Source organism: Undibacterium sp. KW1 (assembly GCF_009937955.1).
Classification (GTDB): Bacteria; Pseudomonadota; Gammaproteobacteria; order Burkholderiales; family Burkholderiaceae_D; genus Undibacterium.
In genome coordinates this window covers 781,216-795,486 of the sequence record NZ_AP018439.1, presented here as the reverse complement: position 1 = coordinate 795,486, position 14,271 = coordinate 781,216, and the positions used below count along the sequence as shown (strand labels likewise).

Here is a 14,271-nt window from a genome sequence, read left to right as displayed (position 1 = left end):
GAATTATAAAGGTTTTTGATCAGAATTTGCGCATTGCGTCATGCCAGACTTAAACAAGCGCCTTCTTGCGGATGAATTGCGGCAGTAAAGAACCCAATACCATGCCTGTCAGGCTCATGAGCACGCCCACCAGTTGCGGCGGCCACAATCCTTCTGGTGCCACGATTTCCATGCTCACCCAGGATGTAATACCAAGAATGATGGAAGCCAGGCCGCCCTGGGTGGTGGCGCGTTTCCAGTACAAGCCAAAAGCCAGGGGTACAAAGGCCGCGACCAAAGTGACCTTGTATGCATTTTCTACCATCTTGTAGATGCTGGAAGCCGTATTCATGGCAAAAACAGTAATAATTGCCGTAAACACCAGCACCACCGCACGCATCATGAACAGGAATTGCTTGTCACTTTGCTTGGGGAAAAAGGGTTTCAGGATGTTTTCTGAGAAGGTCACGGAAGGTGCCAGCAGAGTAGCACTGGCGCAGCTCTTGATCGCTGACAGCAGAGCACCAAAGAACATGACCTGGGCCAGCATGGGCACCTTGGTCATGATCAGGGTAGGCAAAATCAGTTGCGAGTCTTTGTCGATCAGGCTTTCGACCATCTTGGGGTCGATCAGGGTTGCTGAATACGCCAGGAACATGGGGATAAAGGCGAAGCAGAAATACAAGACACCACCGAGTACCGATGCGTTGCCGGCAATTTTTTCATTCTTGGATGAAGCCACGCGCTGGAATACGTCTTGCTGCGGTATCGAGCCCAGCATCATGGTGATCCAGGCGGCAAAGAACCAGAGCGACTCCTTGGCCGTAGGTTGGGGCCAGAATTCCAGCTTGCCTGCATTGGCCGCATGCTCAATAACGACTTTGGCACCACCAACCATGCCTGAGACTTCCCAGCCTATATACAACATGCCAATCACGATGATGATCATTTGCAAAAAGTCAGTGATCGCCACCGACCACATGCCGCCCATCAATGTATAGATCAGCACGCTGCCTGCACCGATGATCATACCCCACTCGTTGGTAATATAACCACCAGATACCACACTGAACACCAGGCCCAGGGCCTTGATCTGTGCTGCTACCCAACCGAGATAAGAAACGACGATACACAGGGTCACCAGCACTTCAGCCGTACGGCCAAATTTATTGCGGTAATAATCACCTATGGTCAGCAAGTTCATGCGGTACAGCGGGCGCGCAAAGAACAGGCCAACAAAGATCAGGCACAGCGAAGAACCAAAAGGATCAGCCACCACACCTCGCAAGCCCTCCTTGACGAAGGTTGATGAAATGCCCAACACCGTTTCCGAGCCAAACCAGGTGGCAAATACAGTGGCGGTCACCACATACATGGGCAGGGAACGGCCAGCGACTGCATAGTCCTTGGAGTTGTTGACATAACGGGCAGCATAAAGGCCGATGCCAACAGAGATGACCCAGTACAGGATGACAAACCAGATGAGTGTATTCATGGGGAAAACGTGCAATGATGTCAATAAAAAACCCGCTTTTTTTTGCTGCGGGCATTATAGACGTAATAATAGACGCAAATTACACGAAGTTTGATGGGGGACAAGCCGCTTCTGTGAAGTTTTGCGCTTATTTGCTTAAAAAACACGCGAATTTGGCTTATGTATCGAAATGTACTGATAAGTGGGGAAATCGCTGCAGATGCAAGCAAAATAAGTCAGGAAAATTCATTTCCAAAGAGAAATTTTAAGGGAAATTAAATAGTTGTTACACTAGCAATGATTTGAAACACTTTGAAACATGGATTTCTTGATCGCTGTTTATTCATATAGAATCTTTCACAACTTGCAAAGCTTGCAGGTTTAATATCAATCAACAATGATCACTGTTATCCACCTTGCAGGGCAGCTCCAGGCCCATGCAATACTTCTACGATAGGAACATCCATGGAACTGGCAAGCACCCACCAAGGTTACGGACCAGCGCGTGAGCGTTTTATCAGCAAGACCTTTAATCATCTCGGTGGCGCAATTCTGGCGTTCACTGCGCTTGAAGTCATTTTATTCAAATCCGGCATCGCCGATGTCATGGCACAAGCCATGCGCCACCTGCCTTGGTTCCTGATCCTTGGTGCATTCATGCTGATAGGCTGGCTGGCATCGCGTGCCGCACACACGGTAGAAAGCCTGCCCCTGCAATATGCAGCGTTGGGCGCTTACATCGTGGCTGAGGCGATTATCTTTATCCCCATCCTGTCCATCGCTAACAAGGTTGCGCCTGGTGCCATTGCCAATGCTGGCCTGGTCACCATTCTGGCAACTGTCGGCCTGGTCGGTATTGCCTATGTGTCGCGCAAGGACTTTTCTTTCCTTGGCAGCGTCTTGAAATGGGGTGGCCTGGTTGCCCTGATCCTGATCGCCTGCGGCATGATCTTTGGTTTCCAGCTTGGCCTGTTCTTTTGCGTAGGCATGGTCGCCTTTGCCGGTGCAGCGATCCTGTATGACGCTTCCAACGTCATTCACCACTACCCTGAAGACCGCTATGTCGGCGCTGCGCTGGAGCTGTTTGCTTCTGTTGCCCTGATGTTCTGGTATGTATTGCGCATCGTCATGAGCCTGCGTGACTAAGCAGGGATCAGGTATTTATTCAGCACCAAGTAGTTTTAGTATTCAGTAGTTGCATTCATTCCAGCCTGCATCCCTGCAGGCTGGAATGCAGTCGTCCCCTTCCTTGCTTACTTCCCGCCTTTATTTGCCCCCGCCACACCCGCAGCCTGCAAGTCTTTGCTCTTGTTCCTGAAATCTGTGGTCAACATGGCCTGGTCCAACAGGTAACTGGCTTTGGTCAGCAAATCCACCGCACCAAGATAGAACTGTGGATTGATCTTGTCTGCCGTATCGGTAGGCTGGTGGTAGTCGGCATGGTCTTCGACACCAAAATAGATATGCGGCACTCCTGCCAGGAAGAAAGGCAGGTGATCTGATTGCTTGGTCCAGTCATCCTGCCCCTGCTCTGGCCTGTCATGACCAAATTTGAGCTTCACGCCTTGCGTGCCGTCGAGGCTGGCCAGCAAATTTTTGAGTGCGGGTGTATGGTAGGCTCCGCTGGCATATAGCTCACCCTTGTCACCACGGGCTATCATATCGAAGTTCATGTTCATGCCTATGCGCGCCATATCCATGACAGGCTTGGCCGCAAAAGCACGTGAACCACTGAGCCCCATCTCTTCTGCATCAAACAGGATGACCATGAGGTCATGCTGAGACGGATTATCTTTCATGGCAGCAGCAATCGCCAGCACCGCAGCCACGCCAGAGGCATTATCGTCAGCACCGTGGTAAATCTTGCCGCCTTTCTCGCCAAGATGATCATAATGTGCCGTAATCGCCAGCACAGGCGCGCTCGCATGCCCGCTCATACTGCCGGGACTGCAGGCAATGATATTTTTGCCTTTGCGGCTGCTACCCTGGCGGGTCTGGAATTCAAACTCATGCACAAAATCATCCTTGCATGGTGTCAGCCCCAATTGCTGCAGGCGGCTGATGATGTACTCACGTGCCAGTGCGCTGCCCTTGCTGTCTGTCGCACGGCCTGCCATTTCTTCGCTGGCGAGTTTATTGACGTCGATCATGGCCTGCGCAGTCAGAACTGCGGAATCAGCTGCCTGCACAGGCCAATGTGCGAGACCGATGGCAAATACTGACAACAGACTGGGTAACAAACTTCTAAGCGCTTGACGAATTTTTGACATGAATCATTAACCTGAGGTGTGATGAGAGTGGTATTGGCGAATGCTGGATCGTTACAGCTAAATCTTTTACTAAGACAAGTGGACATCAATATAAGTTCTACTTACATAAAACACCATGAACCTATGGCATTCATGTTCCAAAATCGCACCAAACATGGTTGCAAGCTTGCAATTACTGGCATTACATGGCATAAACCCCCACCTGAGCTTATCGCGACAAAGTTTTTAACAATCTCCTGATATCATTTTATAGCCAGCTTACGAAGCACAAGATTTATCCATCGATGTCTAACCTCACAAAACTTGTTGTCAACACAGATGCAGAATTTGAAGCCCTGGCGGCTTCATGGCGGCTGCTGGAAACACAAGTGCCGCAGTTGTTGCCGTTTCAGACTTATGACTGGAACCACGCCTGGTGGCAGGTTTTTTCGGATACATCCTGGTATCACAAAGATGAACTGGCGATCTGTACCCTGCATGAACAAGGGCAACTGGTTGCGGTGATGCCGCTGACAAATACCCATGTTGGCCTGCACAGCCTGTTCATCTACCGCTATGTGCGCCCCTTTGGTTCAGACCCCAACCTGACCGAGATACGTGTGCCGCTGGCCTTGCCCACTTACACTGAAACCATCTTGCAGCAATGGGAAGACCTGTCACGCCATGAAACCTTTGGCCTGACCGAGTTCCAGGTTATCCACACCAGACAACATGCGGCGCGATTTTTGGCCAGCAATGCGGCAGTGCACCCGCTGGAAGCGCGGGATATCCCCAACTACATCCTGCATCTGAACGAGAACTGGGCTAGTTTTAAATCCGGGCTCAAACGCAATATCAAGGAATCCCTGCGCCACTGCTATAACTCCCTGGCGCGTGACAACCTGAGCCTGAAGCTGCAAGTCTGGCAAGGCAGCGAAGAAATCAAGCCCAGGCTGCAAGAATTTTATGCCCTGCATGCGGCCCGCGCAGGTGCCATCAATACGGTGGAACACCCCGACTATTTTGCTGCCCCCAGACACCGGGCCTTCATGGACGCACTGCTGAACAATGATTTTGGCCAGCGCATGCGCCTGTTCAGTCTGGAACTTGATGGCCGCGTGGTTGCCATGCGCCTGGCATTTGCCATGGGTGAAGAACTGTATCTCTACTATTCAGGCTATGACCTGAAGTTTGCCCGCTACAGTGTCATGACGACTTTGCTCGCAGAAATCATACAATGGTCATTCGCGCAGGACTTCAAGCGCGTCAATTTGTCGGTGGGCGAAGATGTATCGAAAACCCGCTGGGGACCAGCCGTCACAGAGTATGTTGAATATCAGTGTGTAAAAAACCAGGCCTGGCGCAGGACACTGGGCAGCACCATCCTGAAGATGCGCAAGTCACGCAGGACAAAAGCCTGATTCCCTCTTACATCACCAGATAAAAAACGGCTACACTTGCCTGTGTCGGCATACCCTGCCATCTGTATTTGCATAGGCTAAGGAAAACTCTTGCGCTTCATCCACACCTCAGACTGGCACCTGGGCCAAACCCTGCACAGCGCCGAACGCGGCCTGGAACACCAGCACTTCCTCGACTGGCTCATCACTGCGCTGGAACAGCAACAGGCAGATGCTTTGCTGATCGCCGGTGATGTGTTCGACAACGCCAATCCGTCTGCAAGTTCACAAAAACAGTTTTACCGCTTCTTGCAGCAAGCCAAGGCACGCCTGCCTAAACTGGATATTGTCATCATCGCTGGCAACCATGACTCACCGGGCAGGCTGGAAGCACCTGGCCCGCTCTTGGATGGCATGGACATCAGCGTCATAGGCATGGTGCCACGCCTGAGTGATGGCAGCATCGATGTAGCCGCCATGGTCTTGCCATTACGGCAGAATGATGAAATTGTCGCCTGGTGCCTGGCGGTGCCCTTCTTGCGGCCCGGCGATGTGCCAAGAGTAGAAAATGCCAGCGATCCCTACATGGCAGGCATCGCCCAGTTATACAAGGATGTGACGGCACATGCACTCAGCCTGCGCCAGCCTGGTCAGGCCGTCATCGCTATGGGGCATTGCCATATGGTAGGTGGCGAAATATCAGAAGACTCTGAACGCCGCATTGTCATCGGTGGTACCGAGGCTTTGTCCGCCAGCATGTTTGGCAATGACATCACTTATGCGGCACTGGGTCATTTGCATCTGGCGCAAAGAGTCGGCAAGCAAGAACACCTGCGCTATTGCGGCAGCCCCCTGCCCCTGTCATTTTCTGAAGTAGATTATCAGCATCAGGTTTTGTGTGTGGATATTGAGGGCGACAAACTCACTCAGGTGACACCACTGTACGTACCACGGACGATTCAACTCTTGCGCATCCCCAAACAGGCCGCAGCTCTTCCCACTGTGCTGGATGCGCTCGATGGTCTTGAACTCGCCAGCATCACTGATGCGAGCAAAGGGCGGCAATATGATCCCTATCTGGAAGTCCGGGTCAAGCTGGAAGCACCAGAACCTGGCCTGCGTGCCCGCATAGAAAGCTATATCGAGGGCAAGCCCTTGCGCTTGCTGAAGATAGATACGCACTACCCAGGCAAAGCGCAGGATGAGACTAGCGACGAACAGGCAACGCAGGATACGCTTGACCGCTTGCAACCAGAAGATATTTTCCGCCGCCTGTATCACGGTAAATACCAGCAAGATGCTCCGGACGACATGCTGCAGGCTTTTGGCGAACTCTTGCATGGTGAGGACACGCCATGAAGATACTCGCCATACGCGGTAAAAACCTGGCTTCTCTCGCTGGTGAATTTGCGGTCGATTTCACGCAAGAGCCTTTGCAGTCTGCCGGCCTGTTCGCCATCAGTGGCCCCACCGGTGCAGGTAAAAGTACCTTGCTGGATGCCCTGTGCATGGCCCTCTATGAAAACACGCCAAGGCTGATCAAGGCAGGCACGACAAAACTGCCCGATGGTGCAGATGCGGTGACCCAGCAAGATACCGGCAACCTGCTCAGGCGCGGCACTGGCGAAGGTTATGCCGAAGTGGATTTTGTCGGCACCGACGGCAATGCCTATCGCTCACGCTGGAGCGTGCGCCGCTCGCGCAATAAAGCCACCGGCATCTTGCAGCCCACAACCATGTCGCTGCACCAGTTACCGCAATTGCAACCCATAGGTGGCAAGAAAACCGAGGTCAAGGAAGAAATCATCAAGCGCCTTGGTCTAAAGTTTGAACAATTCACCCGCGCAGTGTTGCTGGCACAAAACGAGTTTTCCAGCTTTTTAAAAGCCGATGACAATGACCGTGGCGAATTGCTGGAAACCCTGACCGGCAGCGATATTTATGGCCAGATTTCACAACGCGCCTTTGCCCGCGCCAAACTGGAACGCGAAGCGCTGGAACGCTTTCATGTGCGCCTGGCAGACAACAAACCTCTGAGCGCAGAAGAACGCACACAATTAGAGACAGACCTGGGTCTCAGCAAAACCCGGTTGGAACAACTGGACGCCCAACTCGCAGAGGTGCAAACACATTTGCGCTGGCATGCCGATGACGGCAAATTGCTACAAGGCGAACAGCAGGCACAGCAGCAATTGCAAATTCACGAACAGGAAAAAACAGCCGCCGCAACAAGAGCCGCTTATCTACAACAAGTAGAAAGCATACAAACTGCGCGCCCATTGCTGACAGAACTCGACCGCCTGCAACAGACAATCAACCAGGGCCAGGCAGACATTGCCACAGCGCATAACAACATACAGACAAGCACACTCAGCGCACAAGAAAAACATCTGGCCCTGACGCAAGCACAGCAAGCATTGCAGCAAGCCGAACATGCGCTGCAAGAAGCAACGCCTATGCTGGATGCCACCAAGGCACTCGACAGCAGCCTGAATATTTTGCGTAGTAACTGGCTGGCTGCACAACAAACAAAAGTGCAGGCAGAACAGGCGCTGGCAACTGCAAGGCAGCAACACAAGAACAAACAAGCTGACCTGGCACAACTGCACAAAAAGCAGCAAGACCTGCAAATATGGCTGACCCAACACGCGGGCTTGCAAAGCCTGGCCGATAACTGGACAGCATGGGAATTATTATTGAAGCAGGCAGCAACTGCCAAAAAAGATGCGGACTACCAGCAACAAAACATACTTAATCTACAAAAACAAAAAGACACGCAAGAACAATTATTGGCAGAACGCGCTCTGCAACTCCAGGCGAGCGAACAAAGCTGGATAACTACTGAAAATTTACGCGAACAAGCTGCAGCAAAACTGGCACAGTTCGACTTGCCCAGCATGCAGGCACAAAGACTGGCACTTGATCAAAGGCGCGAACTGTTAAGTAATGCTATTGACTTGCACAAGCAAATGCATGAACAGGCACAACGCAAACAGGTTTTGGATAACCTGCAGCAAGCCAGTCATTCAAGCATGCTGGCTACGGATAAAACCATTGCCCAGATCAATGCTCAATTACCCAGCCTGATTGCTGCAAAAGAACAGGCACAAAAAAGCCTGCAACTGACCCAGGCCGCCTGCAACGCCAATGTAGAAAGCCTGCGTGATGCTCTGCAAGATGAGCAAGCCTGCCCAGTCTGCGGAGCGACTGAACATCCCTACAAAACCGGCAACCTGCAATTGCATGCCTTGCTGGTGCAACTGGAGAACGAACTCAAACATTGCCAGCAAGTTGAGCAAGACCAGCGCCAGTTACTGGCAACCGCAACGGCTGAGCACAGGCAATATCAACAACAGCAAAAACAATTGCAACAAGATCTGGCGGTATTGCAGCAACAGGAAAAAATCGTAGCAAGCACCTGGCAAGCGCATAGCATCGCCGCTGAATTGCAGAATGCGAAAATCGAGAATGAACAAGCCAGTACCTGGTTAAGCCAGCAACAAACTGGCTTGCAAGAACAAGTTCAGCAATTGCTTAAAACCGAGCAAGCCTATCAACAGGCAACAAAGATCAGGGATGAGGCATTTGCCACTACAGAAAAAGTACGCCGCACCTTGCAAGAACATAGAGACAGCCACACAGCACTGACCCATGCTCTTGAAAAATTCAGCACTGCACTGACGCAGGCAACAGAAAAAGAACAGGATGCCAGTCAAAGACTGGACGACGCCCTGGCCCAATTGGCACCGGCATTTGTCGCACAATCAGATGAAGGCAACAGTTGGCAAGACAACTGGCATGCAGCGCCACTGGAATTCCAGAACCAGTGTGCAATCCATGTACAGCAATGGCAGAGCCATCAACTTGCATCCAGCCAGAGTACTGAACAACTGGCAAAGCTACAGCTGGAAATCGACAAACTGCAAACACAATCCCAGCAACTGGAAGAACAGTTTTCCAGCGACAACAAACGCTACCTGGATGCAGATACTGCATTAAAACGGCAGCAGGCCAAACGACAGGAATTATTCCAGGGGCGCGCCGTCAGCGAGGTAGAAACGCAATTCACACTGAGCATCAATCGGGCAAAAGCAGTACTGCAAACCCAACTGCAAGCGCATGATGAGATACGCCAGCAACTGGCACGCCTGCATGAAGCGCAAGAACAAATCAATAAACGCATCGCCCAGCAAAGCCAGGAACTGCACGTCGCAACTGAAAAACTGCAGGACTGGATAACTCAGCAGCAAGCCACTATAGAAAACCTGGACGAGGCGCACTTGCGTGAATTGCTGGCACATCCACATGCGTGGATTGATGCAGAACGCCAGGCCATGCAAGCCATCAATAATGCAGTCCAGCAAGCCACAACCATATTGCGTGAACGCAGCCAGCAAAGGCAACAGCACTTGCTACAACGTCCCACTCCACTCAGTTTTACTAAGGCAGAACCCATGCATGATGAGACTGAACAAGAAAGTGAGACTGCGCCAATTGATATAGGCGAGAGCGAACATCTGCAATCCGTGTTCAGCAATATCAGTGAGAAACGCCAACAGGCACAGCAAGAATACAGCCGCCATCAACTCACGATGGCGCAGGATGAAGCACGCCACCAGCAAGCCAAGAGCCTGATCGCGACCATGCAGGAGCAAGAAAGCCAGACCCGCCTTTGGGCACAGATGAATGAATTGATAGGTGCAGCAGACGGCAAGAAATTCCGTAACTATGCCCAGCAAATCACGCTAGACGTCTTGCTCGCCTATGCCAACCAGCACCTGCACCAGCTCTCACGCCGCTACCGCCTGCAACGCGTGGCAGACACGCTGGCCTTGATGGTCATCGACCAGGACATGGGCGATGAACAGCGCTCAGTGCATTCGCTGTCCGGCGGCGAATCTTTCCTGGTATCGCTGGCGCTGGCGCTGGGCCTGGCATCGCTGTCGAGCAACCGCATCAGGGTTGAATCCCTGTTCATCGACGAAGGCTTCGGCAGCCTCGATGCAGATACCCTGCGCATCGCCATGGATGCCCTCGACAGCCTGCAAGCGCAAGGCCGCAAGGTGGGTGTGATTTCGCATGTGCAGGAGATGACGGAGAGAATATCGACAAGGATACAAGTACAAAGAGTATCGGGCGGAAGCAGCCTGGTACAGGTTGCCTGAGTCGTACTACTACCGCAATTAATATCAACTGTTAAAGAAAGAACTTATGATAGACGCACTCATCGCAGGACGCATTTACGGCCAGGTTGAAGAACGCTCAGGACAAAATGGTTCTGTCTATGTCACCTGCAAGGTACGTGCCGCAACAGATGACGGTGACTTCATCATCTGCAATGTCATTGCTTTTAACGATGCAACGCGTAATACCTTGCTGAGCCTGGGTGATGGTGACAGCCTGTCATTGTCGGGAGCGCTGACACCGAAGGTGTGGACAGACAAACAGGGTAAGGCCAGGCCGGCGCTGGATTTGATTGCGCATGCGGTGATCACCGCGCATTTGAATACGGCTGAATAATCCTTGCTACGCAGTAGGGTGCGCCGTGCGCACCGATACAGCAAAATTTAATTTCCAGAAATGGTGCGCACGGTGCACCCTACCGCCGATATTTCTACAAGCCCGCAGCTACTTCATCAGTACCAGCAAACGATTATTGGCAGGCATGGGGATGTCTTGCTGCAGTTGCATGTCATGCTGATTCGCCAGTGCAATGACCTTTTCAATGTCGCGTATGCCCATGTGCGCAGCCTGTTGCCTGAGCGAGGCATCAAACTGCTGGTTGCTTTCGCTGGTGAACTGGCCTGCATAATTGAAGGGGCCGTAGATTAAAAAAAGTCCGCCATTGTTGAGCATGTTGGCAACACCGGCAAACATCAATTGCACTTCTTCCCATGCCATGATGTGGCAGGTATTGGCGGTAAAGACGGCATCAAACTGTTTTTGCGGCCAGGGGCTTTTTCCTATATTCAGTTCCAGCGGTGGCAGCACATTTGGCAGCGCTGCCTCGTCCAGCCAGGCCAGTATGCCGGGATGATATTCCGCCCTGTCACTGGTTTGCCATTGCAGGTGCGCTAATTGCCGCGCGAACGTCACGGCATGCTGGCCTGTGCCACTGCCGATTTCCAGCAGGCTGTGACTACGGGTCAGCAAGGGAGTGATGGCTTGCAGTATGGGGCCGCTGTTTCTTTCACAGGCGGCGGAATAGGGTTTGTTCATGGGTAAGCTTTCTTGACAGACATGGGTCTTTCATCGTGGCGCTACTCTACGCGGAAACTGGTCACTCTACAATCTGCTGATTTTGTCATGCGCTTGTTGCAAGTTTAGTGCGATACTTACAAAATCTGCAATCTGTGCAACTCCCAATGACAGGATTACCATGCAAAAGAAATTGATCATGCTCGCCGCCTTGCTGCCACAACTTGCACTGGCACAAAATCCTGCAAATTCAAAAATCAGCAATGTGCTGGTCTATCCCGGTGGTGCCAATGTAGAAAGGCTGGCCAGGGTAGCGGCGGGTGCCAGGGAACTCAAACTCAATTGTCTGTCCGCCCGCTTTGATGTTGACTCCCTGAAAGTGCAGGCCGATGCTGGCATACAAGTAGGTGACGTCAGTGTGCAAACGGTGGACAGGGCGCGTGCGCCGGAATGTGCCAACACCAGCCTGGATTTGCGCATACGTGAGTTGCAGGAGCAAAAAGCCAGCATCAGTGCGGAGAGTGAAGCGCAAGAACTGGTGATAGGCTATCTGAAAAGCTTTGGCAATGAAAAGCAGAACGGCAATACAGCGCTGGTCACTACCGCAGAACAATTACGCCGCACCGGGCAAGATTCCTTGCAACGCCGTCTGTCTGCACAAAAACGTTTGAATGATCTCGACTTGCAACTGACGCCCCTGCTGGCGGAACAACGCAGGCAATTCCAGTCCAACCCACAAGTACGCAGTGTGCAGATACGCCTGGCGGCGCAAAACGAAGGTGAAGTGAAGCTGTCTTATCGTTTAAGCCAGGCGGGCTGGACACCAGTATATCGCGCCTATCTGGACACCGCCAAATCACAGGTGAAGTTGGAACGCCATGCCCAGGTTGCGCAGAATAGTGGTGAAGACTGGAATGGTATCAACCTGAAGCTATCGACTTCACAGCCCAACCAGTCCAGCCAGCTGTATCCACCTTCACCGTGGACGCTGAGCATCATCCCGCCCTTGCCTAAAGAAACGCACCGCGTGCAGCCTATGATGATGGCACCGCCTGCTCCAGTAGCAATGGCGGTTGCCGCTCCAGGTGATTATAGAGGAGCCGAGATGCCCAGTTTTGATGTCAGCGTATTCCAGAGTGAATATGCGGCAGAATTCCAGGTACCAGGCAAAATCAGCCTGAACAGCGATGGTCAGAAAACCGGTTTTGTGTTGGCTAGCCAGATCATTGATGCACAAGTGCTGGTTCGCGTGCAACCCAAACAGGAAGCCCAGGCTTATCTGCTGGCCAATGCTGCCCGCCCTGCTGGTTCATGGCCAAGCGGTAATCTGCAGTTATACCGCGACAATGATTTTATCGGCCAAAGCCAACTGGCTTTTGGCAGCCAGGAAAAACTGGAGCTCTTCTTTGGCCGTGACAATATGGTCAGGGTGGAGGTGGAACCAGAGCAGCGTGATGATGCGAACAAGGGTTTCATCAACAGCCGCATAGAAAAGAAATATACCAACTCCTATGTCATAGAAAACAATCACAAAACCGCGGTCACATTGCAGGTATTGGAAGCCTCGCCGGTGGCGCGCCATGAAGACATCAAGGTCGAGACGAAGTTTACGCCTGAAGCCACACAAAACAGCTGGAACAAACAACCCGGCATCATCGCCTGGCAATTGCCGCTGGAAGCAGGCAAGAAATTGAAGCTCAGGGCTGACTATACGATCAGCTATCCCAAGGATGCGATGGTGAATGGTTTGCGTTAATGTCAGCTCTCAAATCATAATGAAAAAATTTCAGGCGCAACCTGTAGCGCAGTTGCATCCTTACATTGATCGCATCTGGGGCTGGGAGAATGAGGCGGATGAAATCATCGCCTTGCCAGAACTATTACCTGGCACAGGGGCGGAGCTGTATTTTCATTATGGTTCGCCATTTCAGTCTCGTAATAGCGTCACAGATAAGCTGGAAAAACTGGCTCCCAGTCATTTGCTGTGCATGCGCCAGCAGAAGCTTGCTCTTTTTGCTGCGGCAGATATTGGCTTTATCGCAGTGCGTTTCAAGATAGGTATGTTACCGCGCTTTACCGACATCCCCATGCGTGAGCTGGCTGACCAGACCGTGACAGCAGAAGACATCTGGGGTCAGGCGGCAAGAGGCTTATGCAGTCAATTGTCATCTGCGGATACGCTGCAAGAAAAACTGAAATTGATCAATGCCTTCCTGCTCGGGCAACTACGCCTGGCAGCAGCAGATGCATTGATAGAACAAGCCATGCCTCTGCTCTATCGACGATATGCAGACATCAGCATACAAGAGTTGGCCGATCATTTTCACATCGGGAGGCGCCAGTTTGAACGCCGCTTCCTGGCTGTCAGCGGGCAGACTGCCAACACGGTGAAATGCATGAGCCGCTTCCAGCATGCCGTGCGCAGCCTGATGTTAAGCGATGCAAGTAATGCTGCGGTCACTGCACTGGATCACGGTTATTATGACCAGGCGCATTTCATCCATGACTTTAAAAAGCTCACTGGCAGCAGCCCCGAGCCATACCTGAAGCTGGCACGCACGAAGACGCATTTTTACAATGCCAGTCTGAGCCTTTAAAATAAACTGACTGTTCCTGAACATTACGGAGTAAAACATGTTGTTATTATTGGCTCAACTGCAAGCGAAAACTGCCGCAAGAGGCGAAGTTAAAACCATACTGAAAAGACTGGTCGCATCAACACAAGATGAAGCGGGCAATATTTTTTATGCAGTACATCAGCAGCAGGATCAACCGAATAATTTCATAGTGTATGAGTTATACCGCGACCAGGCTGCCTGCGATGTACATCTGCAATCTGAACCTGTTACGGCAGCATTGCAACGCATGGAAGCTTTATTGGAAAATCCACCAGTGATCACTTTCTGCGATACCCTTGCTCATACAAGCATGAAGGCTTAGCGCAATTATCGTTCAGCGCCGGGTATCTCGC

11 protein-coding genes are annotated in these 14,271 nt (G+C 51.8%); 8 read left to right on the top strand and 3 right to left on the bottom strand.

Annotated features, from left to right (window positions below; genetic code table 11):
* Positions 1-49 precede the first annotated feature (49 nt).
* The gene (locus UNDKW_RS03625) at positions 50-1,474 is read right to left on the bottom strand and encodes a sodium:solute symporter family protein (protein WP_162057625.1); all 1,425 of its coding nucleotides are present in this window, start codon (positions 1,472-1,474) and stop codon (positions 50-52) included.
* Between the two features lie 444 nt (positions 1,475-1,918).
* Here UNDKW_RS03625 and UNDKW_RS03620 point away from each other — a divergent pair, with 444 nt between their 5' ends.
* A complete protein-coding gene (locus tag UNDKW_RS03620; RefSeq protein ID WP_162057624.1) occupies positions 1,919-2,599 on the top strand; it encodes a Bax inhibitor-1 family protein in 681 nt (226 codons plus the stop codon).
* A 107-nt stretch (positions 2,600-2,706) separates the two neighbouring features.
* Here the strand turns inward: UNDKW_RS03620 and UNDKW_RS03615 are convergent, their stop codons facing one another.
* Positions 2,707-3,723, bottom strand: a complete 1,017-nt coding sequence (locus UNDKW_RS03615) for a M20/M25/M40 family metallo-hydrolase (RefSeq protein ID WP_162057623.1) — start codon at positions 3,721-3,723, stop codon at positions 2,707-2,709.
* A 284-nt stretch (positions 3,724-4,007) separates the two neighbouring features.
* On the opposite strand from UNDKW_RS03615, the gene UNDKW_RS03610 reads away from it, so the two are divergent.
* From UNDKW_RS03610 to UNDKW_RS03595, 4 genes are all read left to right on the top strand, one after another.
* Positions 4,008-5,123 (top strand): GNAT family N-acetyltransferase, encoded by a 1,116-nt coding sequence (locus UNDKW_RS03610; RefSeq protein ID WP_162057622.1) that lies wholly within the window; start codon positions 4,008-4,010, stop codon positions 5,121-5,123.
* 90 nt (positions 5,124-5,213) lie between these two features.
* Positions 5,214-6,461 (top strand): exonuclease SbcCD subunit D C-terminal domain-containing protein, encoded by a 1,248-nt coding sequence (locus UNDKW_RS03605; protein WP_162057621.1) that lies wholly within the window; start codon positions 5,214-5,216, stop codon positions 6,459-6,461.
* Positions 6,458-10,267 carry an SbcC/MukB-like Walker B domain-containing protein gene (locus UNDKW_RS03600; protein WP_162057620.1) on the top strand — a complete coding sequence of 1,270 codons (3,810 nt, stop codon included), beginning with the start codon at positions 6,458-6,460 and terminating at the stop codon, positions 10,265-10,267. The genes UNDKW_RS03605 and UNDKW_RS03600 overlap by 4 nt, the downstream gene beginning before the upstream one ends.
* Positions 10,268-10,313: 46 nt before the next feature.
* Positions 10,314-10,622: a single-stranded DNA-binding protein gene (locus UNDKW_RS03595; RefSeq protein WP_162057619.1), complete on the top strand. Its 309-nt coding sequence runs from the start codon at positions 10,314-10,316 to the stop codon at positions 10,620-10,622.
* 108 nt (positions 10,623-10,730) lie between these two features.
* Here the strand turns inward: UNDKW_RS03595 and UNDKW_RS03590 are convergent, their stop codons facing one another.
* The gene (locus tag UNDKW_RS03590) at positions 10,731-11,321 is read right to left on the bottom strand and encodes a DUF938 domain-containing protein (RefSeq protein ID WP_162057618.1); all 591 of its coding nucleotides are present in this window, start codon (positions 11,319-11,321) and stop codon (positions 10,731-10,733) included.
* A gap of 160 nt (positions 11,322-11,481) precedes the next feature.
* On the opposite strand from UNDKW_RS03590, the gene UNDKW_RS03585 reads away from it, so the two are divergent.
* The 3 genes from UNDKW_RS03585 to UNDKW_RS03575 are packed head-to-tail and all read left to right on the top strand — an operon-like array spanning position 11,482 to position 14,240.
* Entirely contained in the window at positions 11,482-13,056 is a 1,575-nt protein-coding gene (locus UNDKW_RS03585) for a DUF4139 domain-containing protein (RefSeq protein WP_162057617.1), read from the top strand.
* A 19-nt stretch (positions 13,057-13,075) separates the two neighbouring features.
* Positions 13,076-13,897, top strand: a complete 822-nt coding sequence (locus tag UNDKW_RS03580) for an AraC family transcriptional regulator (protein ID WP_162057616.1) — start codon at positions 13,076-13,078, stop codon at positions 13,895-13,897.
* A gap of 37 nt (positions 13,898-13,934) precedes the next feature.
* Positions 13,935-14,240: a putative quinol monooxygenase gene (locus UNDKW_RS03575; RefSeq protein WP_162057615.1), complete on the top strand. Its 306-nt coding sequence runs from the start codon at positions 13,935-13,937 to the stop codon at positions 14,238-14,240.
* Positions 14,241-14,271 lie beyond the last annotated feature (31 nt).